Below are 25639 nucleotides of genomic sequence, written 5' to 3' on the forward strand. Positions count from 1 at the left end.
CTGGACAAGTACTTGGAAGGGTAACGCCAATGGCCAACGCCGAAAAGAATGGGGTCGAAGTTCCTGCTATCGAATGGCTGGTCAGGTTGGGTTACACCCACCTGCCGGGCGGCAAGGTTGTGGTCGAACATCGGCATTTGGCCCCGGTGCTGGAAAATGTCCTCAAGCCTAGGCTACTGGCACTGAATCCATGGCTGGAATCCGCACCCGGCGGTGTGAATGCCGCCCTCATCGAACTGCGCAAACGGGTCACCGACGAGCTGCTGCCAGCCAACAAGGCGTTCTGGGAGCAGGTGGTGAACCGCTCCGACATCCAGGTCAACGATGCCGAGGGCAAACCGCGCAGCGTGCGTTTCTTTGACGCCGGCACTGTGGCCAACAACGACTTCCACGTGGTGGACCAGTACGTGGGGCGCAATGCCGACGACGATGTGTTTCGCCCGGACCTTCTGCTGTTTGTTAACGGCCTGCCCATGGCCATCATCGAGTGCAAGGCCAGCCATCACCGGCTGGACGAGGCCCTCGCGCAACTGGATGGATACCGGGCGACCTTCCCGGCCCAGTTTGTTTTCAATCAGGTCAGCGTGGGGCTGAATGGCCGGCAAGGTTTGTATGGCGCTATCTTCACGCCCCCAGCGTTCTACGCGCACTACCGGCTGCAAGACGCCGAGCGTGCGGAGGTGGCGGCTTTGCTGGGGGATGAGCCGAGCGAACAAGATAAGTTGCTGTGGGCGCTGTTCGAGCCCGCGCGCTTGCTAGAGTTCATTACCCATTACGTACTGTTCGAAACCCGCGACGGCAAGACGGTCAAGAAGCTGCCGCGCTACCAGCAGTGGCGAGCCGTGCGCAAAACGGTGCAGCGACTGACCGCGCCCAAGCCACTCGGCGGTGTCGTGTGGCATACGCAGGGCAGCGGCAAGTCGCTCACCATGGCGTTGCTGGCTCGCCTGCTGCGCGCCGAAAGCACGGGCCTAGACAACCCTACGGTGCTCGTGCTGACCGACCGGCGAGACCTCGACAAGCAAATCTTCGACACCTTTCACGCGGTGGGCATCAAGGCCATCCAGGCAGTCTCCGTCGATGGCCTGGTCAAGATGTTGTCGAACGACTATGGCAGTGTGTTCACGAGTACGGTGCAGAAGTTCCAGGAGAAGGACGAGGTTGATGCTGAGGTGGACGCATCGGCGGACCCCTCGCCGGATGACGACGAGAGCCTTCTAGCGACCCGTCACCGGCGTGTGCGTGACGGCAAGGACTTTTTCATGGTCGACGAGCGCAACACCAACTTTGGCCAGTACGATGCAAACGGGGTGTTGCTGCCTCCCGAATGGGAAGAGGTCAGCCGCGAGAAGGTCCACTTCCGTGTGTTGAGCACCAAGCCCAACTTCTATGTACTGGTGGACGAAGCGCACCGAAGCCAGTACGACTTTCTGGCCGCCTTCATGCGAGCCAGCCTGCCGAATGCCAAGTTCATTGCCTTTACCGGTACGCCGCTCCTGAACGACGACAAACACACGTTGGCCGAGTTCGGCGGGGGGGAGTACATCGACGAGTATCGGCTGCACGAGGCCGTGGCCGACGGGGCTACGCTGCCCATCAAGTATCAGGATGCTTGGGTGTCGCTGGCGCCCGATGCTGACCTCGACCAGGCGTTCAAAGAGCAGTTCGTCAACGAGCCCGAGGCGCGGCAGCACGCCCTAAAAAAAGAGCTTCTCACACGATGGCGACAGGCCGGCGACCGCATGGAGAAGATAGCGCACCATCTGGTCGGGCACTTTCTGGCCAACGTGCGGGCCAAAGGTTTCAAAGGCATGCTGGTGTGTGACGGGCGCGAGATGGCCGTGCGCTACAAAGACCTGCTGGACGCCATCATGAAGGAGCGCACCGGGCAGGGGCTGCCCACCTTCGAGAGCCGGGTGGTGGTATCGCTGGGCAGCATCACAGCGTCGCGCACCGGTGCGTCTGAGAAAGAAGCGGCTGCCGAGAAGGGTGTCGGCGTCGATAAGGTACGCACCATCGAAGAGCGCGTACGCGATGAAATCAAGGCCGGCAAAGCGCCGGTCGCTATGCCGTCGGAGCAGATTGCCAACTTCGTCAGCAAGCTGTTTCCACTGTCCTATGGCGACGAAACCAAGGGCAAGGACGGCAAGGTCCACTCCAACAACGTCGGGCTCATCATCGTGTCTGACATGCTGCTCACCGGCTGGGATGCGCCAATTGTCAGCACCATGTACCTAGACAAGCCGCTGAAGGAGCACACCCTGCTGCAAGCCATCGCACGTGTCAATCGCACTCTGGCAGGCAAGAACGCGGGCTACATCGTGGACTATCACGGCGTGGTAGAGCATCTAGACCATGCCCTCAAAGTTTACGGCGGCGAGGTCAAGCCAGCACAGGTGTGGGAGGGTATCGAAAGCGAGCTGCCCAAATTGCAGGCGACCCAGGAGCGCATTCTCAAGCTCCTGCCGCGCAAGCATGACCCGGTCAGCCAGCGTGAGGACTACAAGGTCGATGCCGAAGCCTTCCTCGACCCGGCAAGCCGGCTGGATAAGGTGGAAGATTTTCTGGAACTGGTCAAACAGTTCAACCGCAGCATCGACATCATCCTGCCCGACGTGCGCGGGGTGCCATTCAAACCGTACTTCACGCTGTTTGCTGAAATCCGCCTGATGCTGCGGGACAAACTGCCCGGCACGGCGTACCGCGAGCGCATCACTAAGCTCGAATCGATGCTGCTGCAACAACTGCTGGATGAGTACATCAACGCCAGCCCAGCCAAGAGCCTGCTCGGCAAAGAGGTGTCGATTCTCGATGCCTCGGACATGGACCGGCTGAAAAAACTGGCCAGCCCCGGCAGCCGGGCGCTGGTGATGAAAAACCAGCTGAGACACACCATCGCGACCGGTCGCGACAAAGACCCTGTGTTCTTCGACAAGCTGGCGGAAGAGCTGGAAAAGCTGCTTGAAGAAGAAAAGTCTGGCCGCATTACCCAGGCCAAGTTTCTGGAGCAGTTGGACCTGTTCGGTCAGCGCGTCAAGGAGAAAGACAACACCGGCTTTTCCAGTCCGGCCCAATCCGCTGCGTTCCACTACCTGGAGTCGCATTTATCGAGCGACGTGGCCCGGGGCGTGACAACGAAGCTGTTCGAGGACGAGGAACTCAGCCACACCATGGCATCCGGCAACTGGAAGGCCATGCCGGACCTGCACCCCGACATCAAGAAGCGCATCAGAAGCTTGCTGGTGCCGTTGGCAGGCTGGCAGCGCGCCGTGGCGCGAGACCACGCCGGTAACCTGCTGACCATCTTGCTGAAGAACTGAGCCATGCCGAGCTTGCAGTACGGAGAGACCACCATCGAGTGGCAGTTCCAGCTAGATGCAGGGCTGAAACGCCACTATGTGACGGTCGAGCGTGGCCACCCGGTGTTGTTGCGCGGGCCATGGGTAGAGGTGTCAGAGCAGGAGGCGCTGGTACGGCGGCGTGCCCGGTGGATACGTGAGAAGCTGGCGCTGGTCAACAGGCCGCAGCTCGAAGACGTTATCGTGACCGGCAGCCGGTTGAAGTATTACGGGCGCAGCTACTTCACGGAGGTCCGGCACATGCCGGCTCTCGCCGCGCCACGGTTGGCTTTTACCGCGTCACGCTTCGTGGTGGAGTGCCCTTGGGGCAGCGCAATCACGCCCGAAGCCGTGGTTCCTCTGTTGGAAGGCTTTTACCGCGAGCGCGCGGAAGAAAAACTGCTGCCCCGGGTCCGCCATTGGGAACGCCAAACAGGGCTAAAAGCTGCGGGAGCCGGCATCCGGCATTTTCAAAGCCGATGGGCAAGCTGTGATGTTGCGAACGTGTTGCAGTTTCACCCCAGGGTGATGGAACTGGCTGGCAGCGTGCAGGACTACGTCATCGTCCACGAGCTTTGCCACACCATCGAAAAGAACCACACCCGGGTCTTCTGGAGTCTGGTTGCCCAGATGATGCCGGGATGGCGGCGTGAACACGAAGCGTTGGAGCGGGCGGTGTTTGGGGTCGAGATATAGCAAGGCAGCGTAATCGAACGCACCAATCAGCTGGTTTGTGGCGAGGTAGACAGCAAAGAAGAAAAAAAGGAGGTGTGGCAGGTGATTTACTTCTCCGATTTATTCAATGTCGAGCCCGATGTTCTCGATGCCTATGGTGCTTTCAATATTGCGCTGATTAACGACCTGCCGCTTTTCGTCGACCCGTTTCTCCTGTTCGATAGCAAGCGCCCAGAATTACGGGCGTTACACGACGACATCATTAATTACCTAGTGTTTGTGCGTGACCGGGCCCAAGCGAATGAATTAACCGAGGGTGCCATATCCCAGTGGCTTTTCTTCCGCGAGGTCAAGCAAAATTGGCTTGGATTCAGCCGGCAGGGGAATAATGGTACGGGGCTCGGGAAACATTTTGCTCTGGCGCTTGCCCGGAACTTTCAAAGGGTATTTCGCGATTTTGGGACGGAGACTCTGACGAAGAGCTCACACTTGGAAAAACTCGGCCTGCTCAGCGGTGGTGTTGGGCGGGACCACTTGAGCGATTTCACGACGAATCTCATCAAGGGTTTCCTGCTCAAATACACCGAGGATTTTGCACGGGAGCATCTGGATTCCAGCCAGTTGAAGCAAGTCCACGTCGAGCGGGTCAACTTTAACTATGAGACGAGACGCTGGCAGTCTCGACACTTTACGTTGCCATGGCACGCCGGCGACTATGTCATCCTCACGCCGTGTGAGATTCTGACCCGCGACGAAGCATGGATTAACCAAGGGGACATGCTGAGTCAATTTTTTCAGCTCCGGCAGTCATTGCCGGACGAGCATCTCCGCGCTCAGGTCAACGACCACTTCCTGCGGCAAATCAACGAACGTTCAACGCAGGATGAACGTAAAGCCGCAGCTTTGCGAACTATTGAGCAGTTCACCGTGCTGATTGACCACTACATCAAAGGGAAGGAGGAGCACGCTTCTGACGCGCATGTGGTCAGCGGCAAGAAGGTTCAAGAAACCCATACACAGTTCGTGGATAACATTCGCGAGCTGGTTCTGAAACACTTGGCTGGCACAGAGTTTTACGAAAAAGGCGACTCATATGATGAGGCTCTGCAGCGAGTAAGGTACCTGAAACATGTCATTGAAGACAACGACGGGTATCGGGTTTTCTACGTGGACGGTATGCCTGTCAAGCGGGAGAGCGACCTTCACACCATGTTTCGCCTGACTTGGTACGCAACGATGTTCGACGTAAACGCCGAGGTCAATAATGGTCGTGGCCCGGTGGATTACAAGGTCTCGAAGGGAAAACGGAATGCTAGCCTCGTTGAATTCAAGTTGGCGAGCAATTCAAGCCTGAGGCGTAACCTTGAGAAGCAAGTCGAAGTCTATGCGAAGGCTAGTCAAACGGACCGTGCTATCAAAGTTATTTTGTACTTTTCGGATGCCGAGCTGGTGAAAATTATGGGCATTCTGAACGACCTCAAGCTTCAGGATAGGGAGGACATCGTACTTATCGATGCAAGCCGCGACAACAAGACGTCTGGGTCGAAGACCTGACTCGTCAACGCGCGGCTCTGGAGCCGGGTGACTTTGCTCGTGATTCCGGTCCTTGTGTATTTCCGTCACCCCTAGGCAAAAACCCCGAGCGCAGAACAAAGAGGGCCTGTAAATATCTGGACTTACAGGCCCTTCGGACTTTGGCCATCACAGTTTTGCGCGGCCATCAACCCAAGCTATCAAGACGACTCAACCCATAAATTTCTCGGGTTATGCGTCCGTTTTTCCAGGGATATGCGTCCGTCTACATTAACCCTCAAACGTCAATATTCCCCGCACGCAGCGCATTGCTCTCGATAAACGCGCGACGCGGCTCCACATCATCGCCCATCAGCGTCGTGAAGATGCCGTCAGCGGCAATCGCATCTTCGATCTGCACGCGCAGCAGACGACGCACAGTCGGGTCCATCGTCGTTTCCCAGAGCTGCTCGGGGTTCATCTCGCCCAGCCCTTTATAACGCTGCTTCGAAACGTTACGTTCCGCATCGGCGATCAGCCACTTCATCGCGCTCTTGAAGTCGTTCACGGCCATGCTGCGTTCGCCGCGCTTGATGAAGGCGTTCTTGCCGATCAAACCCTTGAACGTATTCGCCGTGTTCACGAGCTGCTGGTAATCGGCCGTGAGCTGGAATTCCTCGTCGATGACCGACACCTTCACGTTGCCGTGGTGAGTGCGCTCCACGCGCAGCGAACGCTGCTCGCGCACCGGGTCGTACATCGCCACGACGCTGACTTCCGGCTTGAGCGGATCGTCACGCAGTTGCGCTTCGAGCGCGTGCGCCGACGCTTCCGTCGACGCTTCGCTCGACAGATCGATCGCCACGCCGTCCATGATCGCTTCGAGCGCACGCACGTCGTACAGACGCGAGAGACGATCGACCACGCCACGCGCGAGCTGGTACGAGCGCGCGAGTTCGCCGAGCGCATCGCCGGCGATCGCCGTTGCGCCTTCAGTCGGCACGAGTTCCGAGCCGTTGAGCGCGAGACGCAGCATGTGCGCGTTCAGATCGGCGTCGTCCTTCAGATAGCGCTCGTCCTTGCCCGCCTTGAGCTTGTAGAGCGGCGGCTGCGCGATATACACATAACCGCGCTCGATCATCTCCGGCATCTGGCGATAGAAGAACGTGAGCAGCAGCGTGCGGATGTGCGCGCCGTCCACGTCCGCGTCCGTCATGATGATGATGCGGTGATAACGCAGCTTCTCGAGGTTGTAGTCTTCCTTGCCGATACCGCAGCCCAGCGCGGTGATCAGCGTGACGATCTGCTCGCTCGACAGCAGCTTGTCGTAACGCGCCTTCTCGACGTTCAGCACCTTGCCGCGCAGCGGCAGGATGGCCTGGAATTTACGGTCGCGGCCTTGCTTGGCCGAACCGCCTGCCGAGTCACCCTCGACGATATAGACTTCCGACTTCGCCGGATCTTTTTCCTGGCAGTCCGCGAGCTTGCCCGGCAGGCCCACGCCGTCGAGCACGCCCTTGCGGCGCGTCATTTCGCGCGCTTTACGCGCGGCGTCGCGCGCACGCGCGGCATCGACGATCTTGCTGCAAATGGTCTTCGCGTCGTTCGGCGTTTCCAGCAGGAATTCTTCGAGCGCCTTCGCCACGACTTCTTCCACCGGCGCACGCACTTCCGACGACACCAGCTTGTCCTTGGTCTGCGAGCTGAACTTCGGCTCCGGCACCTTCACGGAGAGCACGCACGACAAACCTTCGCGCATGTCGTCGCCCGAGGTTTCGACCTTGGCCTTCTTGGCGATGTCGTTATCGGCGATGTACTTGTTGATCACGCGCGTCATGGCCGCACGCAGACCGGTCAAGTGCGTGCCGCCGTCGCGCTGCGGGATGTTGTTCGTGAAGCACAGCACGCTTTCGTTGTAGCTGTCGTTCCACTGCATCGCCACTTCGACGCCCACGCCGTCCTTCTCGCCCGAGATGTAGAAAATGGTCGGGTGCAGGACCGTCTTGGCTTTGTTGATGTACTCGACAAAGCCCTTCACGCCGCCCGCGAAGGCGAAATCGTCTTCCTTGCCCGAACGCTGGTCGGTCAGGCGGATACGCACACCGTTGTTCAGGAACGAGAGTTCGCGGATACGCTTGGCGAGAATGTCGTAGTGATATTCGACGCTGCCGAAGATGGTTTCATCGGCCATGAAGTGCACTTCGGTGCCGCGGTTTTCCGTGTCGCCGAGCAGTTGCATCGGCGAGACCATCACGCCGTCGCGGTCTTCGAGCACGCGGTTTTGCGCCACGCCACGGTGGAATTCCATGAAGTGCTTCTTGCCGTTGCGGCGCACGGTCAGGCGCAGGAAGCTGGAGAGCGCATTCACGCACGACACGCCCACGCCGTGCAAGCCGCCCGACACCTTGTAGCTGTTCTGGTCGAACTTGCCGCCCGCGTGCAGCTCGGTCATGACGATTTCAGCGGCGCTGCGCTTCGGATCGTGCTTGTCGTCCATCTTCACGTCCGTGGGAATGCCGCGGCCGTTGTCGGTGATCGAGATGGAGTTGTCGGCGTGGATCACGACATGAATGTCGTTGCAGTAGCCTGCCAGCGCTTCGTCGATGGAGTTGTCCAGCACTTCGAAGACGAGATGGTGCAGACCGGTGCCGTCCGACGTATCGCCGATGTACATCCCGGGACGCTTGCGCACCGCTTCCAGTCCTTCGAGGATCTGGATCGACGAGGCGCCGTAGCTGTTGTCGGGTTGCGAGTTGTTCGTATCAGTCATGGATTTTTTCCGGTTCTGCGTACTGCCTGGGTTGCTGCTCGAGACTTTTTCGAAAAGCCATAAAAACGCCAAAGGGGCGCAGCGCCCCCATGGTGTCTTCTTCTGTCGCGCTTTTTAGATGCGCATCGGCATCACCACGTACTTGAATTCCTCGTTCTCGGGAATCGTGATGAGTGCACTGGAGCTGGCGTCGCCAAGGCTCACTTGAAGCGTGTCGACCTTCAGGTTCGCGAGAACGTCGAGCAGATACGTGACGTTGAACCCGATGTCGATGGTGTCGCCCTGGTAGGCGATTTCCAGTTCTTCCTGCGCCTCTTCCTGGTCGGCGTTGGTCGACATGATCTTGAGCTGGCCCGGCTCGATGATGCAGCGCACGCCCTTGAACTTGTCCGACGTGAGAATGGCCGCGCGTTGCAGCGAGCGCTGCAGTTCTTCGCGGCCGATCTCGAAGGTGTTCTTGTGCGCCTTCGGAATCACGCGCTGGAAGTCGGGGAACTTGCCTTCCACGAGCTTCGAAACCAGTTCGACCTGACCGAAGGTGAACTTCACCTGGGTCGAGCCGATGTCGATCTTGAGCGTGTCGTCGATATCTTCGAGCAGGCGTTGCAGCTCGAGGATGGTCTTGCGCGGGATGATGACTTCCTGGCGCGCGAACGAGCCTTCGATCTTCATCGACGAGAACGCAAGGCGGTGGCCGTCGGTGGCCACGGCCATCAGCTGGTCGCCGTCCACCACGAGCAGCATGCCGTTCAGGTAGTAACGGATGTCCTGCTGCGCCATGGCGAAATAGACCATGCCGAGCAACTGGCGGAAGGTCTTCTGCGGCACTGCGAGATTCGCGCCGAAGTCCTTGGCCTGCGCCACCGTGGGGAACTCGTCCGCGGCGAGCGTCTGCAGGGCAAAGCGGCTCTTGCCCGACTGCACCGTGAGGCGCTTGTCGGCGAGCGTGAGCGTGACCTGGCCGTCGGGCATCGCGCGCAGGATGTCCAGCAGCTTGCGCGCGGCGACGGTGGTGGCCACCTGGTCGTTGCCGACGCCGAAATCGGCGGTCGTGGTGATCTGCAACTCGAGGTCGGTCGACAGGAACGAGACGTCGGGACCGTTTTTGGTGATCAGCAGATTGGCGAGGATCGGCAACGTATGGCGGCGTTCGACAATGCCGCTCACCGTTTGCAGCGGCCTCAGCAGGTTATCGCGTTCGGTCTTGACCAGTTGCATAGAGTTCCTTCGTTGATGTGGCGGTCTGCGCATCCCGTCCAGGGCACGCCAGTCGTGGCGATAAACCCTGGCGCCGCCCTGCAGCGCAGGCCGCGGCGTGAAATCCGCGGGCGGTCCAGCCGCCCGCAGTTAAACCCATATTGTGCCTGAAAACGGACCACTTCCCTAAATTGGGGGCGATCCGGGAAATAAACAGTGCCCCGGCAGCCAGACCGCCGGGGCACCCGTGCATTTCCAGTTCTTTTTTTCCTGCTTGTTGCGGGACCGCTGCCGGACGGCGCCGGCTCCAGCCCGCCGCAGATCAGCCCTTGAGCGTCTGCTCCAGCACGTGCAGCTCGTGGTTGAGCTGGGCGTCCTTGGTGCGCTCGTCGGCGATCTTGCGTACGGCGTGCAGCACCGTGGTGTGGTCGCGCCCGCCAAACAGCTCGCCGATTTCCGGCAGGCTCTTCTGCGTCAGCTCCTTGGCCAGGTACATCGCGATCTGGCGCGGCCGCGCGATGTTCGCCGGGCGCTTCTTCGAGTACATGTCGGCGACCTTGATGCTGTAGAAGTCCGCCACCGTTTTCTGGATGTTTTCCACCGAGATCTGGCGGTTCTGCACCGTCAGCAGATCCTTGAGCGCTTCCTTGGTCAGCTCGATCGAGATTTCGCGGCCATGGAATTTCGAGTACGCGAGGATCTTGCGCAGCGCGCCTTCCAGCTCGCGCACGTTCGAGCGCAGATGCTTGGCGACGAAAAACGCCACGTCTTCGTTCAGGCTCACGCCTTCCGATTGCGCCTTGCGCATCAGGATGGCCACGCGCATTTCCAGCTCGGGCGGCTCGATCGCCACCGTCAGGCCGGAATCGAAACGCGAGATCAGACGGTCGTCGATACCCGAAATTTCCTTCGGATACGTATCGCTCGTGATGATCACCTGCGCCTTGTTGGCGACCAGCGCCTCGAACGCATAGAAGAACTCTTCCTGCGTGCGCGACTTGCCCGAGAAGAACTGGATATCGTCGATCAGCAGCAGATCGAGCGAGTGGTAGTAACGCTTGAAATCGTCGAATGCCTTGCGCTGGTACGCCTTCACCACGTCGGAAACGTACTGTTCCGCGTGGATGTAGCGGATGCGCGCGCCCGGCTTGTCGACCAGCAGCTGATTGCCGATCGCGTGGATCAAGTGGGTCTTGCCCAGACCCACGCCGCCGTACAGGAACAGCGGGTTATACGAGATGCCGGGGTTGTCCGCGACCTGGATGGCCGCGGCGCGGGCAAGCTGGTTCGCCTTACCGGTCACGAAGTTATCGAACGTGAGCACCGGGTTGAGCTTCGAGCGCTCGTAGGTCGGGTCCGGCTCGGCGCCATTGGCGGCGGCAGCCGCGGCTGCGCTCTGGCCCGGGCGCCAGCTGCGGCGGCCGGCGGCGGCTTCATTGGCGTCGAGGCTCGGCAGATCGAGGTCGGCGGCGTCGTCACGTGCGGCGGCGGCTGCGGCGGCATTCGCCTGAGCAAGCTGGGCAGCGGCCAGCGCTGCCGAACCCGGACCGGCCGGGCTCATTACGTTTGCTTGCTGGGATGCCTGATACGCGGGGGCTGCCTGCAATGCGGGCTCGGCGGCCGGCGCGCTCGCCAGCGGCGCGCGCGGTGCGGCGGGGGCGGTCGCAGCAGGCGCGCGCATGCCCGCCTTCGGATCGAGGACGAACTGCACGTCGACCGGCGTCTGCCAGAAATCGCGCGCCAGATCCGTGATCCGGCCCGAGAACTGGCTCTTGACCCAGTCGAGCTTGAAGCGGTTAGGAGCAGCTATCTGCAGCGTGTTCGCCGCAGCGTCGAAGGCAACCGGGGCCAACGGCTTGATCCACGTCACGTACTGCTGGGGCGTCAGCTCGCGCTCCAGTAGTGCGGAACAGTGTTGCCAGAAATCGTTCATCGAGTTGCTGTGGTCGTTTTGTTTGCAGGCATTGCGGCCGCGCCGCGCGTGTCGCACAGATGCAACGGGCCCTGTCGGGGCGACGGCAAATGCTCCGGAAGCCCGCGCGGCAAAGGGTTTGCGGCAAGCAGGCGGGCCGGAGCGGCATGCAGGATTCTTGGGATAGGCGAGATTCTAACGCCGATTTCTCCTGGCCTGGGAGTTATCCACAGGGACGGATCAACGCATTGCGTGTTCGTACCCCATCCATACGGCCAGGTCTCAACGTGGCCACAACCTGGTCGCGCGAGGGCGCCGTCAGGACCAGACCAGGGTAATTTCACGCTTCTCGATACCCTAAGCTATTGACGGCCAAAGAAAAACGGGATTAAATAGCGGGTTCCGCGAAAACCAATCCCTTGTACCACCGGCCATTGCTTTTTTCCGCGATGCTCGCCGCGGTCATTTCTCAACAAGTGAGAGCAACATGAAACGTACTTACCAACCTTCCGTTACCCGTCGCAAGCGCACCCACGGCTTTCGCGTGCGCATGAAGACCGCCGGTGGCCGCAAAGTGATCAACGCACGCCGTGCGAAGGGTCGCAAGCGCCTCGCGATCTAAGCGACGTTGCACAAGTGTTGTCGATAGCATCGCTATCCGCACGATTGATAGCGAGCCTGACGTGACACTGCCGGAACAGCCGAAATTGCCGGAAGAATCGGGCAAAGCGGAGGATGTGTGCGCCGCCACGCTGCGAACGCAGGCCGCTTTCCCGAAGGCCGCAAGGCTACTGAAAACGGATGAGTTCTCATCCGTTTTTCGTTTGCGCCCCTGGCGCCGCTCCGCACACTTCGTCGTGTACGGCCGGCCCACGGGTCAGGACGCGCGGCTCGGGCTCGTGATCGGCAAGAAGTACGCGCCGCGCGCGGTCACGCGCAACCTGGTGCGTCGCATTGCCCGCGAGACGTTTCGCGTGCGCCGCGCGCAGTTCGAAGGTTTCGACCTGCTGCTGCGTCTGCATACGAAATTCGACCGCAAGGCCATGCCGGGCGCCTCGTCGCCGCCGCTCAAAACGCTTTGCCGCACCGAAATCGAGTATTTGCTCGAAAAAGCGGCGCGAGAAATCGCAAAGCGCAACGCGGCACCGCCAGCGCCCGCAGCTTCATGAGCACGCTGCGCGAACCGCGTGTTTGCGCCGCCGATGCTTCACCCGCCACGTTTGCGGGTGCGGCAAGATGTCCGTCTTCGCTGTCTGTCTTTCTCGCGGCGCTGTCTGGCCGCCACGCCATGCAAACGGTACTGATCGCTTTACTGCGTTTCTACAAGCTTGCCGTGAGTCCCTATCTCGGCAACCGCTGCCGTTTTTACCCTTCCTGTTCGGATTACGCACGCGAGGCAATCCAGTATCATGGCGCCGCGCGCGGGACTTACCTCGCCGCCCGGCGGCTGTGCCGCTGCCATCCGTTTTCGGCGGGTGGCGTCGATCCGGTCCCGCCTGCATCCCCGAATAAGCGCTGATGCGCCATTCCATCGACACTGAGACAACGCATGGATATCAAACGCACCGTCCTATGGGTCATCTTCTTCATGTCAGCGGTCATGCTGTACGACAACTGGCAGCGCGACCATGGACGTCAGTCGATGTTCTTCCCGAGCGCGACGCAAACGCAGACCGCCGCCAGCGGTGCAGCACCCGCCAGCGCACCTGACGCCGCTTCCGACCTGCCGGCAGCCGCCGCAGGCCAGGCGCCCACCGGCACGGCACAACCCGCCGCCGCCACCGCCCAGCTCGTGCACTTCCACACCGACGTCTACGACGGTGAGATCGACACGCGCGGCGGCACGCTCACGAAGCTGTCGCTCGTGAAGGAAGGCGACGGCAAGCAGCCCGACCAGTACATCACGTTGTTCGATCACACCAAGGATCACACGTACCTCGCCCGTACGGGTCTGCTCGGTGGCGACTTCCCGAACCACAACGACGTCTACACGGCGGCGCCCGGTCCGCGCGAACTGAGCGGCGAAGCCGGTTCGTTCCAGATCAGCCTCGATTCGCCCGAAAAGGGCGGCGTGAAGGTCACCAAGACCTACACGTTCACGAAGGGCAGCTATGTGATCGGCGTGGACACGAAGGTGCAGAACGTCGGCAGCACGCCGGTTTCGCCCACGCTCTACATGGAACTCGTGCGCGACAGCCAGCCGGTCGAAACGCCGCGCTTCTCGCACACCTTCATCGGCCCGGCGGTGTACTCGAACGAGCATCACTTCCAGAAGATCTCGTTTAGCGACATCGACAAGAACAAGGCCGATTTCGTCAACCAGGCCGATAACGGCTGGGTGGCGATGGTGCAGCATTACTTCGCGACGGCATGGATTCCGCAGCAAGGCGTCAAGCGTGACATCTACGTCGAGAAGTTCGACAACTCGCTGTATCGCGTTGGCGTGAAGCAGCCGCTGGGTTCGATCGCGCCGGGCGCGACCGACAACATCCAGGCGCGTCTGTTCGCCGGTCCGGAAGAAGAGCGCATGCTCGAAGGCATCGCGCCGGGTCTGGAACTCGTGAAGGACTATGGCTGGGTGACGATCATCGCCAAGCCGCTGTTCTGGCTGCTGGAGAAGATCCACAGCTACGTCGGCAACTGGGGCTGGGCGATCGTGCTGCTCACGCTGCTGATCAAGGCCGTGTTCTTCCCGCTGTCCGCCGCGAGCTACAAGTCGATGGCGCGCATGAAGGAAATCACGCCGCGCATGCAGGCGCTGCGCGAACGCTTCAAGAGCGATCCGCAGAAGATGAACGCCGCGCTCATGGAGCTGTACAAGACCGAGAAGGTGAATCCGTTCGGCGGCTGCCTGCCGGTGGTGATCCAGATTCCGGTGTTCATCTCGCTGTACTGGGTGCTGCTGTCGTCGGTGGAAATGCGTGGCGCGCCGTGGATTCTCTGGATTCACGACCTGTCGCAGCAAGACCCGTTCTTCATCCTGCCGGTGCTGATGGCCGTCTCGATGTTCCTGCAGACGCGTCTGAACCCGACGCCGCCGGACCCCGTCCAGGCCAAGATGATGATGTTCATGCCGATCGCATTCTCGGTCATGTTCTTCTTCTTCCCGGCCGGTCTGGTGCTGTACTACGTCGTGAACAACGTGCTGTCGATCGCGCAGCAGTACTACATCACGCGCATGATGGGCAAAGGCAAGAACAAGGAAAAGGAAGCCGCGTAAGCGAGTCGTTTCCTGGCTGTAAAAACAAAGCCGCCTGGCGTCACTGCCAGGCGGCTTTTTTCATGGCTGTTCGTATCGCGTGTGACGTTGGTCAAACCTGGCGTGCGCCATTGGCTTGACGCCACAAAGCGTGCTCGGGCGATACTAGCCAGCTAGATCTTCGCGGCGCCGCCGTAGAACTGCGTCACCAGTTCTTCCACAAGGTAGCGGTGATGCTCGCTCAAGGACTGGATCTTCGAAGCCAGTTCGAGGGTTTCCTCGGAAAGCGGGTATTTGTCGTCGGGCTTGCGGGGTTTGGGCACCGCCGGCGTGTTCTTGCCCGGCGACGGACCGTAATGCAGCCAATGCACATCCACGTCGAACCAGACGGCCAGCGTCGCCAGCTTGTCGTTGGTCGGAATGGTGCGGCCGCTCAACCACTTATGGGCGGTTTGCGGCGAAACGGGTTGATCGCCTTGATGGCGCAGGTTGAACCGGTTCGCGAGGTCGGTGCTGCCGCGCAGTTTTTCGGGCGCGCGCTTCATGGCGAACTTGAGGCGTTCGGAGAAGGCGGCTTTTTCTTCGGATGTGGGCATGACGCTGATTGTGCAATCGGCTTTCATCGAAGTTGACAACCAGATGGGCTACATATAGCTTATAAAAGCAACAAATCGCCTAAAAACGCAACTACCTCAACAAGTTGATGCCTGGACGAAAAAGCACACGGGCTGGTTATTTCTCCCATCTGGGCGCGCTTTTTGTCTTAATGTTACTTGTTAAACTTAAGACAAAGCTTATCTAATTTGAGATAAATTAGGACGGCTCGCGCCCAAAAGCCTCAACCCGGGTGCGCCCAGCCCTCGCGTTACAATCCAGGCACTTTTCGCGCACTCGTCCGGGTCTGACCGGCGTCGCGTGATATCTCTCCATTTCTCCGATTCACTTCGATTCCTCCCGCCATGCTCGCCACCGATACCGATCCCATCGTCGCCATTGCCACTGCGCCCGGTCGCGGCGGAATCGGAGTCGTGCGCGTGTCGGCCGGCCGCGCCGGTGCGGCGGCCGCCGAGGCGCTCATGCAGGCGCTCACGGGCCAGACGCTGACCGCGCGCCATGCGAGCTACGTGCCGTTTTTCGACGGCGCAGGCACGGTACTCGATCGCGGCATCGCCCTTTACTTTCCGGCGCCGCATTCGTACACCGGCGAACACGTGCTCGAACTGCAGGGCCACGGTGGCCCGATCGTGCTTCAACTCGTGCTGCAGCGCTGCATCGAAGCGGGTCGTGCCTTCGGCTTGCGCCTTGCCGAACCGGGCGAATTTACGCGCCGCGCCTTCCTCAACGACAAGCTCGACCTCGCCCAGGCCGAAGCCGTCGCCGACCTGATCGAGGCCAGCACCGAAGCCGCCGCGCGTTCGGCGGGCCGCTCGCTCGACGGCGCATTCTCGCGCGACATCCACGCGCTGGTCGACGATGTCGTGACGCTGCGCATGCTGGTGGAAGCGACGCTCGATTTCCCCGAGGAAGAGATCGATTTCCTCGAAGCCGCCGACGCGCGCGGCAAGCTTGCGGCCATTCGCGCGCAGCTCGACCATGTGCTGTCCGAAGCGCGCCAGGGCGCGCTGCTGCGCGAAGGGCTCGCGGTGGTGCTCGCGGGGCAGCCGAACGTCGGCAAATCGTCGCTGCTCAATGCCCTCGCGGGCGCCGAGCTTGCCATCGTCACGCCGGTGGCCGGCACGACGCGCGACAAGATTTCGCAGACGATCCAGATCGAAGGCATTCCGCTGCACATCATCGATACGGCGGGGCTGCGCGACACGGAAGACGAAGTCGAAAAAATCGGTATCGAGCGCACCTGGAGCGAGATTGGCCGCGCCGATGTGGTGCTGCATCTGCTCGACGCGCGTGTGGGAATGACAACGGAAGACGATGCGATCGCCGCGCGTTTTCCGGCGGGTGTTCCGGTGGTGCGCGTGCTCAACAAGACCGATCTGACCGACGCGGCGCCGGAAGTGGGCAAGCGCACGACCGATCATGGCGCGGAGCTTTGCGAAGTGCGCCTGTCGGCCAAACAGGGCGATGGCGTGGCGCTGCTGCGCGCCGAACTGCTGCGTATCGCAGGCTGGCAGGCGGATGCGCAGAGCGTCTACCTCGCCCGCGAGCGCCACTTGATCGCGCTGCGCGCGGCGCGCGAACAACTCGCGCAGGCGGCGGATCACGCGCAGCAGAATGCGCAGTCGCTCGATCTGTTCGCCGAAGAGCTGCGGCTTGCGCAGGAGTCGCTGAATTCGATCACGGGCGAATTCACGTCCGATGATCTGCTTGGGGTGATTTTTAGCCGGTTTTGTATTGGGAAGTAGTCGATGGTCGGCAGGATGCCGAATCAAATTAAATATCGGCAAATAGTAAGGATAGTGAACCAATCCCATACCACTTTCGCCGACCACCCAAGCCACGCAAAACAAACGTTACGGCAGTAACCAGCGGTCACACATCGTTTCGTTTTCAAACCTCGCTATTGCCCACAATAAGCGCATTAGGAGGACGTCATGAAAACGATTCGATTCTTCTGTGCATTGGCACTCGCCGCCGGCGTTGCGACCCTCACAGGCTGTGTCGTCGCCCCGCCTTATGCGTATGCGCCGGCACCGGCGTATGGCTACGGTTACGCGCCAGGGTATTACGCCGCGCCTTCAGTCGATATTGGGGTCGGCGTCGGTGGCTATTACGGCCATGGCTGGCGTCATTAAGGACACCGGCACAACACCAGGATATCTCCTGGATCAAGCTTGTCAACCAGATAGCCAGTGCGCTGGAAAGCCCGCCTGGCGGGCTTCGCGCGCCACCCTACCTCGACCCTCTCCCCCCCCCTATCAATTGTGATAGCTAGGCACCGGCTACCAGCGAACTAGAGTGACCTCACGGATCCAATTAATGAGATCCGAACTAATCCGGGGGCCGAAACAAAATGATGTTCATCGATCAGGAAATCGCGCACATCATGCGCGTCATGGTGCCGTCACTGTTGACGGATGGCACGGTGCCGATCCTCACGGTCGAATACTGGCATCGCCGTCTTTCGAACCTGCTCGATACGGCCCAGCTTTCGCAAACCCAATTTCGTACGATCGACTCGCTGATGACGCAACTCGAGCGTCTTCAGGTCAAGGCGCGCCTCGCTGCCTGACGAGTCGACCGGCGCGCAGCCCATCCCGCGATATACCTAAAAAGGGCGCCGCAATACCGTTTTGATTTACCTCGCCATGTAACCCGAGCATGGATTAAGCCCGCCTCAGTGCGGGCTTCTTTCTTTCTGGACGGCGCATACGCCCGTCGGGCTGCCAGGTTTCCGAAGCGCAAAAAATAGCCGCGGCAGGGGCCGCGGCGAAAGGCTTTGCCAACTACTAACAACACGGCGCGAGGGGACGTCGCCGCGAAACCATTGTCGGGGCTCTTATCAGAGCCTTCAATGGCTACGAGGCCGATCTGACAATCGTTGACCTTCGGCTATCACTCGCGATTTGCCCCTTAAATCTGGCTCGCCGCGCTGATCACCCGAGGCCAGCGCCCCTCTTGAAAACGCCTCGCGCTCCCTGCATGTACGGTCCACTTTTATCGGAGAATTCTGATCGTGGGAAGCCGTCCATCCTTCATCGACGATCTCGCGCGCGACCTCGCAGCCAGCCGCGCGAGCCCCCGTCCCACTGGCGACGAGGCCTTGCTCGACGCCTATTCGCAAACCGTCATCGGCGCGCTCGAGCGCGTGCAGCAGGCCGTCGCCCACATCGCCGTCGAGCGCCGCGCGCCTGCGGGAAGCTCAGGCCCCGTTCGCGGCGGCACCGGCTCGGGTTTCCTCTTCACGCCCGACGGCTATCTGCTCACCAATAGCCACGTCGTACACGGCGCCAGCGCGCTACGCGTCACGCTGGCCGATGGCGCCACCTACGAGGCCGATCTGATCGGCGACGATCCGAGCACCGATCTCGCTGTCCTGCGCATCGGCGCGAGCGAGGTGCTGCCGCACGCGGAACTCGGGGTATCGGCGACATTGCGGGTTGGGCAGATTGCGATTGCCGTCGGCAGTCCGCTCGGCCTTGCGCAGACCGTGACCACGGGCGTGGTCTCGGCGCTAGGACGTTCGTTGCGTTCGGAGTCCGGACGAATGATCTATGACGTGATCCAGACCGATGCCGCGCTCAATCCCGGCAATTCGGGCGGGCCGCTCGTCAATTCGGCGGGACAGGTCATCGGCGTGAATACGGCGATCATTCCGGGTGCGCAGGCCATCTGCTTTGCCACGGCGATCGATTCGGCGAAATGGGTCATCACGCAGTTGTTCGCGCATGGGCGCGTGCGCCGCGCGCACGTGGGCATTGCAGGGACGAACGTGCCGATCGCGCCCAAGGTGCAACGCTTTTTCGGGCTCGACTCGACGAGCGGCGTACGGGTGATGGAGGTGGTGAAGGGCGGTCCGGCCGCGCTGGGCGGGCTGCGCGTGGACGATACGATCGTGGCGATCGACGGCTTGCCCGTCGATGGAATCGATGCGCTTCAGCGTCTGCTGGACGCCTCGCGCATCGGTCGTGCGGTGGAATTCACCGTCGTGCGGCTCACGCAGAAACTGACCTTGATGCTGACGCCTGTCGAACAGGCGTTGCTGGCATAGCGAAGCGGGCGCGCGGCCCGCTTCCTCCAGCGCTTACCAGCCCGGCTGACCGTAGCCGCCATACTGCGGCGGGGGCGGCGGCGGTGCGCAGGGCACATAACGGCCCGAATACTGGTCGTAGCAACCCGCCGGAGCCGGTGCGGTGGCATAAACGGGCGCGGCATAAACCGGCGCGGCTACCGGAGCCGGTTCGGCGTAGACGGGCGGCGCAGCATACACTGCCGGGCCGCTGACCGCGGCGCCCACAACGGCGCCAATCAGCGCGCCACCGACGAGCGCGCCCACCACATCGCCGCCATTACCGTGCGCGCTGGCCGGATTCGCCGCGACCACACAACCTGCCATTACCAGTACGGCTGCAATCTTACGCATGATGTTCTCCTCGAGAACCTTTGAAAACATGCGAGCCATTGTCGCCGCGATGAACCATTACAGGTGCTGCAAGTGGTAACGACGAATTACGCAGACGATGAATTACGGTCTGGGCGTAATTAAAGGGAAGGTGAACAGCCCGAATCCGAGCGGATTCAGGCGTCGTGTTCCGCCTTATCAGGCGGTGAGTCGTGCCGCCGGCCTGCGCCGGGACAGAGCAACGAAAGCGCGATGGAGCAAACCATCAGCGCGAACAGAGCGACGAAGTACGTCATCCAGGAGAACTCGAATTCCACGAGTGCCTCCATCCCTCGCCTGAACCGTGAGCAGCCGGATTAGCGCGTGGGCACTCCAGCCAGGATCGCTCCCGGCCACGGCGCACGCCGCCGCCCTTAATGGTGCAGGATGCTGCGCAGCGGGTGACGCCAGTCGATATGAGGAGCGCCCGACTCTACGCGCATCCGATGCTCCTCGAGGATTTCATCCGAAAACAGAAAAACCACAATGACGAGGGGAATAACCAGAAACGCGCCCAGTATTACGTGTTCGATCACGATAACCTCCTGGTTGTCAAGCGATTGCGACTTCATTGTAGCTGGAAAGCGACAGCTTGTACTGGGGGCGAATACTGATTCATCGGAAGCAGGGTGCGCCGCCGCACGTACTGAACTGAGCAGGCGGCGTGCCCATGCATTCCCAGGTTCACCAGGGCGCTTCAGCGGCGCTGCGTCAGGTCGCCGATCTTTTCCAGACCGCCGCAAAAAGCCCCGCGCCGATCAGCAGCGAGCCACCGGTGCGATTGATCAGCCGCTGCACCCGCGGGCTGCGCACGGCGCGGCGTGCGGCCGCCGCAAGCAGCGCGTAGCCAAACGCATTGAGCGTGGCGAGCACGAGGAACGTGGCTTCGAAGATAAGGATTTGCGGCATCGCGGCGGTGTGCGGATCGATGAACTGCGGCACGAACGCCACGAAGAAAATGAGGCTCTTGGGGTTGAGCGCGGTCACTGCGTAGGCGTGAGCGAAGATGCGGCCCGTGCGCGTTTCGGAGGTATCGGCGGAATCGGTGTTCATGACCGGCGCGCGCCAGAGCTTGATGCCCAGATAGATCAGATAGGCCGCGCCGACCCACTTGAGCATCGAGAACAGCGTCGCCGATGCCGCGAGAATCACGCCGAGCCCGAGCATCGACGCCGTCATCGCCGTGAAGTCGCCGAGCGCGACGCCTGCAGTGGTGGCCAGCGCATAGCGGCGGCCGTGGCCGAGCGCGTAGGACACGACGAGCAGCACCGTCGGTCCGGGAATGGCGACGAGGATCGCCGATGCAATCGCAAATGGCAGCCAGTGAGCAAGCGTCATGACGTTCTCCAGTGGGGATGCCCGATTTATCCACGAAGATTCCCGCGGCGCAAGTGCCTGCCTGGCATGGATTTTCTTCAGCGTCTGGCGAGTTCTGCGCGACTTTTCGCGCCCCTGCCTGCGAATTGCGCATAGCGACTATGTGCGTCGCGGCAACCCGGCGCGGCGCGCGCTGTGCACAATCGATGCGCGGTCCTGCTGCATCCGCACACAAGAACTTCTTGCGGTCCGCGCACGGTCTCCTAGATTCAAAAATGTGGGTCGGGAGTCGCCGTTAAATACATAGCTAACCTGAATAAAATTCCCGCCGCTCCAGCAGGACCGGAAAGGACCCGGAGCGAGGAGGCAAACATGAAAAAACACTTCGCCGTGGTGGCGCTCGCCGCTGGTTTCTTCTGCGCTGTTTCCGTCCAGGCTCAGGACGCTGCGATCAAACCGCAGCAGACAGTGCAACTCAAGCCCGGCTCCTACGGCTGCCTGTCGAAAGACAAGCTCGACGCCGTTTCCCTGCACGAACAGGCCGGCGAGCATCAGCAGATGCAGGAATATTTCGCCGATTTCCGCTGCCTTTCCACGCCGGATAACCAGACGTATCGCGTCGTGCGCGTGGTCGGTCACGACGTCGAATTCGTGAACGCCGCCAACGCCGACGATCAGGGTCTCTGGACCAGCGATCGCTCGATCAGGCAATAAGCGGGTGATAAAAGGGTAACAAGCAGACAAACAGTCGATGAAATACCGCGCGCGGCGAGCCCGCGCGTCATGGCGCCGTCATTCTGGCGTCAGACCATCCGGAAAGGACCCGCACAGCGCCGTCTGATGAATGCGGCACAGGATGTGCTGGAAACTCGCTATCATGTGCGGCTTTTGCGCGGCGCGGGATTCGGTATGGCACTCAAATCGACGATTTTCAAGGCAGAACTGCAGATCGCAGACATGGACCGGCATTACTACGCCGACCATGCGCTCACGATCGCCTGCCATCCGTCCGAAACCGACGATCGCATGATGGTGCGCATTGCCGCCTTCGCGCTGTTCGCCGGCGAGCGGCTGGAGTTCTGCAAGGGGCTTTCCGACGCCGACGAGCCGGATCTCTGGGTCAAGGACTACACGGGCGCGATCCAGACCTGGATCGAAGTCGGCCAGCCCGACGAGCGCCGCATTTCCAAGGCCAGCGGCCGCGCCGAGGAAGTCATCGTGATCGCTTATGGCGGCCGCACCTCGGATATCTGGTGGCAGGGCGTGCGCGGCAAGGTGGAGCGCCTGCGCAACGTCACCGTCTGGTCGCTGGGCGAGGGCGTGGCCAATGCGCTCGGCAAGCTTGCGGAGCGCACCATGCGTCTGCAATGCACGGTGCAGGATGGCGCTGCCTGGATCGGCAGCACGACGAGCGAGCCGGTCGCGGTCGAGTGGACCGTGTTCAAGGCGCCCGAGAACGTTTAAAACCCATCACGCGGCAGGTGGACCTTTGAGCTCCACCATATTGCCCTCCGGGTCGAACAGATACAGCGACGGCCCGAATCCCTCCGCGCCATAGCGCCCGGCCACATCGCCGGGCTGCGCGCCCGCCTGGGCGAGCCAGGCTTTCAGCGCATCGCCGTCGAACGTCTCCACGCGCAGACACAGATGATCCATGTTTCGCCCCGGTCCGCTCTCGGCGTTGCGGTCGAGCGGGCCGCCCACGGTGATGAGATCGACCAGCGCGCGCCCCGCGCGCAACTGCACGAGGCCCAGTTCGCGTTCTTCGCGTTCGACGCGGCAACCCAGCACATCGCAGTAAAAGTGCGTCATGGCGGCCGGATCGGCTGCACGAATCACCACATGATCGATGTCGAGAATCTGGATCTGCATGGCGTTTCCCGTTGCGGGTGCATGCAGGCAGTGTAGGAAAAACGCCGTAGACGAGCGCGGCAAAAGCGCTGGACGAAAAAAAGCCCGCTGCTGTGAGCGGGCTTAATCCATATCAGGAGGAGACATGGAGGAGACAAGAATCACTATACACAGCGGCCTGACGCGTTGCAACAAGTTTTTAAGGGAAAACCCGCAATCGTGCCAAATTGTCGCAGTCACGTCTGACGGCGCCGAAAGCGCAAAATAACGGTTCGAACGACAGCGCAAGATCCGGCGCGCCGCCGCCGGTCCGCGCCGATACAGTGGGACCATCGAATCTGCTCTCACTGGGAGTCCTGACATGAACGCCGCCCCGTCCGCCGCACCCGACACCCTCGATTTCGCCGACGATGACGCGCGCTGGACCGCCATCGCCGGGCGCGACGCCCGCGCCGACGGCCAGTTCTTCTACGGCGTGCGCACGACCGGCGTGTTCTGCCGCCCGTCCTGCGCCTCGCGCCTGCCTCGGCGCGAAAACGTCGACTTTTTCGCCGATGCCGATACCGCACGCGCCGCCGGTTATCGCGAATGCAAGCGCTGCCGTCCGGGCGGCCTGCCGCGCGAACTGGAGATCGTGCGCCGCGCCTGCGCCGCGCTCGACGCCGATCCGCAGCAGCGCCTCACGCTCGCCCAGCTTGGCGACGCCGTGCATCTGAGCCCGTTCCACCTGCAGCGCCTCTTCAAGCGCGTGCTGGGCGTCTCGCCGCGCCAGTATCAGGCCGCGCGCCGCGGCGCCGTGCTGCGCGACGCGCTCGCGCAAGGCGCCGGCGTCACGCGGGCGAGCGTCGACGCGGGCTTCAACTCGTCGTCGCGGCTCTACGAGAGCGTGGCGGGCGAGCTGGGCATGGCGCCATCGGCGTTCCGGCGCAAGGGCGCGGGCCTGACGATCCGCCATGCGGGCGCGGCCACGCCGCTCGGCCGCGTGCTGATCGCGGCGACCGATAAGGGCATCTGCCGGATCGCTTTCGGCGACAGCGCGAAGACCCTCGTCGATACCCTGCGCGCCGATTTCGCGAACGCGCGCTGTATCGAGGACACCGAAGCGCTCGCGCCGTTCATCGCGCACATCGACGCCTACCTGCACGGCCGCAGCGAGCGCATCGAGCTGCCGCTCGACATCGCCGCGACGGCGTTCCAGCAACGCGTCTGGGACGCGCTGCAGCGCATTCCGTACGGCGAAACCCGCAGCTACACGCAGATCGCCGAAACCGTGGGCTCGCCGCGCGCGGTGCGTGCGGTGGCGACGGCGTGCGCGTCGAACCCGGTGGCGCTGGCGATTCCTTGTCATCGCGTGGTGCAGAAGGGCGGCGCGCTCGCGGGCTATCGCTGGGGGCTGGCGCGCAAGGCGGCGCTCATCGATGCCGAAGCGCGCGCGGGTGAAGTCCTCGTGACGCTCGACGTGGTAGAACCCTCGGACCAAGCCGCCCGGCGCGAGCGCGCCGCCACCACGCCGGAGATTCCTGTTTGAGCGCCGTTCAGCACGCTTCTTCCGATTTCTCTTCAGCATCCGCAGAACTGGAATTGCCGTTTCGCGAGCCCTACGACTGGCCGCGCATGCTGCGCTTTCTCACCGGCCGTGCGACGCCGGGTGTCGAGGCCGTCGAGGATGGCGCGTGGCTGCGCGCCATCGACTTCAACGGCGCGAGCGGCACGCTCGCCGTGCGCCGCCATGCGCGCAAGCGCTGCCTCGTTGCGCGCATCGACGGGCCGGTAAGCGAGCACGCCGCCGCGCTCGCCGTGCCGCTCGCGCGCATCTTCGATATTCACGCCGATCCCGCTGCGGTTGGCGCGGGCTTGAGCGCCGATCCGTGGCTCGCGCCGCTCGTCGCTGCGGCGCCTGGCTTGCGGGTGCCGGGCGCGTGGTCGGGCTTCGAACTGGTGGTGCGCGCGATTGTCGGCCAGCAGGTCAGCGTGAAAGCCGCGACGACGATCGTCGGGCGACTGGTCGAACGCGTGGGCAAGCGCATCGACGGTCATGCGCATACGCGCACGGCGTGGCGTTTTCCCACGCCGGCCGATCTCGCGGCGGCGGATCTCACCGGCATCGGCATGCCGGGCAAACGCATCGCGGCGCTGCAGGGTTTCGCGGCCGCCGTGGCAAGCGGCGCGGTGGCGATCGAGCGCACGCCGGCGCCTGCGATCCGCCGGCGCAAAAACGCCGCCGATCTCAACGCCCATGCCGACACCGAACGCGCCACGCTCGACGCCATGCGCGCAGCGCTGCTCGCGCTGCCGGGCATCGGCCCGTGGACGGTCGAATACGTGGCGATGCGCGCCTGGCGCGACGCCGACGCCTGGCCCGCCACCGATCTCGTGCTGATGCAAACCATCGCCGCCCGCGATCCCGCACTCGTGCGCGCACCTCAGCAACGCGCCCGCACCGACGCGTGGCGGCCGTGGCGCGCCTACGCGGCCATGCATTTGTGGAACGAAATCGCCGATCGCGCCGGGGCCGCACGCGGCGGGTGACGCCGCCCAATTCTCCGGCCGGGTTCCCGGCGTACTTGTCCGCATACATGCAACAACACGGTTATCGATGCGGTAGCGTCGGCGCCCGCTTTCGCAACGCGTAAAGCGCCATCGCCGCATGAGCGAAGCCTGGCCGCCCGGCCAGGGAAAATCGGCAAAAGCCGCGCCAGGACTGGCTTGCGGCGCTGCCGCATCGGCCGCAAAGGCAGGCCCGAAGTGGCCTCAAGCAGGTCTTCCGGCGAGATGTTAAAGTGCCCGCTACCGAAAAATTCCCTGCCAGCGG

The 25639-nt window shown here is 62.1% G+C and carries 24 protein-coding genes; 15 read left to right on the forward strand and 9 right to left on the reverse strand.

Annotation, left to right across the window (positions count from 1 at the left end):
- The first annotated feature begins 29 nt into the window (after positions 1-29).
- The 3 genes from U5A67_RS09335 (at position 30) to U5A67_RS09345 (ending at position 5567) form a co-directional block, all read left to right on the forward strand.
- The gene (locus U5A67_RS09335; RefSeq protein WP_321813798.1) at positions 30-3320 is read left to right on the forward strand and encodes a type I restriction endonuclease subunit R; all 3291 of its coding nucleotides are present in this window, start codon (positions 30-32) and stop codon (positions 3318-3320) included.
- Between the two features lie 3 nt (positions 3321-3323).
- Positions 3324-4034, forward strand: a complete 711-nt coding sequence (locus U5A67_RS09340) for a SprT family zinc-dependent metalloprotease (RefSeq protein WP_321813799.1) — start codon at positions 3324-3326, stop codon at positions 4032-4034.
- A gap of 81 nt (positions 4035-4115) precedes the next feature.
- Positions 4116-5567 carry a hypothetical protein gene (locus U5A67_RS09345; RefSeq protein ID WP_321813800.1) on the forward strand — a complete coding sequence of 484 codons (1452 nt, stop codon included), beginning with the start codon at positions 4116-4118 and terminating at the stop codon, positions 5565-5567.
- A 256-nt stretch (positions 5568-5823) separates the two neighbouring features.
- Here U5A67_RS09345 and gyrB read toward each other — a convergent pair whose 3' ends face one another.
- The 3 genes from gyrB to dnaA all read right to left on the reverse strand — a co-directional run bounded on the left by gyrB (position 5824) and on the right by dnaA (position 11425).
- A complete protein-coding gene (gene gyrB / locus U5A67_RS09350) occupies positions 5824-8295 on the reverse strand; it encodes a DNA topoisomerase (ATP-hydrolyzing) subunit B (RefSeq protein ID WP_205983121.1) in 2472 nt (823 codons plus the stop codon).
- Between the two features lie 114 nt (positions 8296-8409).
- The gene (dnaN, locus tag U5A67_RS09355; protein ID WP_027815932.1) at positions 8410-9513 is read right to left on the reverse strand and encodes a DNA polymerase III subunit beta; all 1104 of its coding nucleotides are present in this window, start codon (positions 9511-9513) and stop codon (positions 8410-8412) included.
- 301 nt (positions 9514-9814) lie between these two features.
- Entirely contained in the window at positions 9815-11425 is a 1611-nt protein-coding gene (gene dnaA, locus U5A67_RS09360) for a chromosomal replication initiator protein DnaA (RefSeq protein ID WP_241023417.1), read from the reverse strand.
- A gap of 466 nt (positions 11426-11891) precedes the next feature.
- On the opposite strand from dnaA, the gene rpmH reads away from it, so the two are divergent.
- From rpmH to yidC, 4 genes are all read left to right on the forward strand, one after another.
- A complete protein-coding gene (rpmH, locus tag U5A67_RS09365; RefSeq protein WP_004198824.1) occupies positions 11892-12026 on the forward strand; it encodes a 50S ribosomal protein L34 in 135 nt (44 codons plus the stop codon).
- Between the two features lie 85 nt (positions 12027-12111).
- Positions 12112-12573 carry a ribonuclease P protein component gene (locus U5A67_RS09370; RefSeq protein ID WP_321813885.1) on the forward strand — a complete coding sequence of 154 codons (462 nt, stop codon included), beginning with the start codon at positions 12112-12114 and terminating at the stop codon, positions 12571-12573.
- A 119-nt stretch (positions 12574-12692) separates the two neighbouring features.
- Positions 12693-12923, forward strand: a complete 231-nt coding sequence (gene yidD / locus U5A67_RS09375) for a membrane protein insertion efficiency factor YidD (RefSeq protein WP_027815935.1) — start codon at positions 12693-12695, stop codon at positions 12921-12923.
- A gap of 30 nt (positions 12924-12953) precedes the next feature.
- The gene (gene yidC / locus U5A67_RS09380) at positions 12954-14624 is read left to right on the forward strand and encodes a membrane protein insertase YidC (protein WP_321813801.1); all 1671 of its coding nucleotides are present in this window, start codon (positions 12954-12956) and stop codon (positions 14622-14624) included.
- 152 nt (positions 14625-14776) lie between these two features.
- Here yidC and U5A67_RS09385 read toward each other — a convergent pair whose 3' ends face one another.
- On the reverse strand, positions 14777-15199 hold the full coding sequence (locus U5A67_RS09385; protein ID WP_321813802.1) for a transcriptional regulator: 423 nt from the start codon (positions 15197-15199) through the stop codon (positions 14777-14779).
- A gap of 363 nt (positions 15200-15562) precedes the next feature.
- Here U5A67_RS09385 and mnmE point away from each other — a divergent pair, with 363 nt between their 5' ends.
- From mnmE to U5A67_RS09405, 4 genes are all read left to right on the forward strand, one after another.
- Positions 15563-16963 (forward strand): tRNA uridine-5-carboxymethylaminomethyl(34) synthesis GTPase MnmE, encoded by a 1401-nt coding sequence (mnmE, locus tag U5A67_RS09390; RefSeq protein WP_205983125.1) that lies wholly within the window; start codon positions 15563-15565, stop codon positions 16961-16963.
- Positions 16964-17152: 189 nt separating this feature from the next.
- On the forward strand, positions 17153-17353 hold the full coding sequence (locus U5A67_RS09395; RefSeq protein WP_205983128.1) for a hypothetical protein: 201 nt from the start codon (positions 17153-17155) through the stop codon (positions 17351-17353).
- Positions 17354-17571: 218 nt separating this feature from the next.
- Positions 17572-17790: a hypothetical protein gene (locus U5A67_RS09400; RefSeq protein ID WP_205983129.1), complete on the forward strand. Its 219-nt coding sequence runs from the start codon at positions 17572-17574 to the stop codon at positions 17788-17790.
- Positions 17791-18234: 444 nt separating this feature from the next.
- Positions 18235-19269 carry a S1C family serine protease gene (locus tag U5A67_RS09405; RefSeq protein WP_321813803.1) on the forward strand — a complete coding sequence of 345 codons (1035 nt, stop codon included), beginning with the start codon at positions 18235-18237 and terminating at the stop codon, positions 19267-19269.
- A 33-nt stretch (positions 19270-19302) separates the two neighbouring features.
- Here U5A67_RS09405 and U5A67_RS09410 read toward each other — a convergent pair whose 3' ends face one another.
- The 4 genes from U5A67_RS09410 to U5A67_RS09425 form a co-directional block, all read right to left on the reverse strand.
- Complete coding sequence (locus U5A67_RS09410) at positions 19303-19641, reverse strand: ecotin precursor (RefSeq protein WP_321813804.1); 339 nt, start codon at positions 19639-19641, stop codon at positions 19303-19305.
- 155 nt (positions 19642-19796) lie between these two features.
- Positions 19797-19937, reverse strand: a complete 141-nt coding sequence (locus tag U5A67_RS09415; RefSeq protein WP_205983132.1) for a hypothetical protein — start codon at positions 19935-19937, stop codon at positions 19797-19799.
- A 96-nt stretch (positions 19938-20033) separates the two neighbouring features.
- The gene (locus U5A67_RS09420) at positions 20034-20195 is read right to left on the reverse strand and encodes a hypothetical protein (protein WP_205983133.1); all 162 of its coding nucleotides are present in this window, start codon (positions 20193-20195) and stop codon (positions 20034-20036) included.
- A gap of 175 nt (positions 20196-20370) precedes the next feature.
- Positions 20371-20997 (reverse strand): LysE family translocator, encoded by a 627-nt coding sequence (locus tag U5A67_RS09425; protein ID WP_321813805.1) that lies wholly within the window; start codon positions 20995-20997, stop codon positions 20371-20373.
- Positions 20998-21348: 351 nt separating this feature from the next.
- Between U5A67_RS09425 and sap1 the strand changes: the two genes are divergently transcribed.
- Both sap1 and U5A67_RS09435 read left to right on the forward strand, forming a co-directional pair.
- The gene (gene sap1, locus U5A67_RS09430; RefSeq protein WP_205983135.1) at positions 21349-21690 is read left to right on the forward strand and encodes a surface attachment protein Sap1; all 342 of its coding nucleotides are present in this window, start codon (positions 21349-21351) and stop codon (positions 21688-21690) included.
- 195 nt (positions 21691-21885) lie between these two features.
- Positions 21886-22440, forward strand: a complete 555-nt coding sequence (locus U5A67_RS09435; RefSeq protein ID WP_205983136.1) for a YaeQ family protein — start codon at positions 21886-21888, stop codon at positions 22438-22440.
- A gap of 6 nt (positions 22441-22446) precedes the next feature.
- On the opposite strand, the gene U5A67_RS09440 is transcribed toward U5A67_RS09435, so the two are convergent.
- Positions 22447-22848 (reverse strand): VOC family protein, encoded by a 402-nt coding sequence (locus tag U5A67_RS09440; RefSeq protein WP_321813806.1) that lies wholly within the window; start codon positions 22846-22848, stop codon positions 22447-22449.
- 340 nt (positions 22849-23188) lie between these two features.
- Here U5A67_RS09440 and ada point away from each other — a divergent pair, with 340 nt between their 5' ends.
- Together ada and U5A67_RS09450 are read left to right on the forward strand one after the other, a co-directional pair.
- The gene (gene ada / locus U5A67_RS09445; RefSeq protein WP_321813807.1) at positions 23189-24355 is read left to right on the forward strand and encodes a bifunctional DNA-binding transcriptional regulator/O6-methylguanine-DNA methyltransferase Ada; all 1167 of its coding nucleotides are present in this window, start codon (positions 23189-23191) and stop codon (positions 24353-24355) included.
- An 86-nt stretch (positions 24356-24441) separates the two neighbouring features.
- On the forward strand, positions 24442-25356 hold the full coding sequence (locus tag U5A67_RS09450) for a DNA-3-methyladenine glycosylase family protein (RefSeq protein ID WP_415767804.1): 915 nt from the start codon (positions 24442-24444) through the stop codon (positions 25354-25356).
- The last annotated feature ends 283 nt before the right edge of the window (positions 25357-25639 follow it).

This window comes from Paraburkholderia sp. J69-1 (assembly GCF_905220255.1).
Classification (GTDB): Bacteria; Pseudomonadota; Gammaproteobacteria; order Burkholderiales; family Burkholderiaceae; genus Paraburkholderia.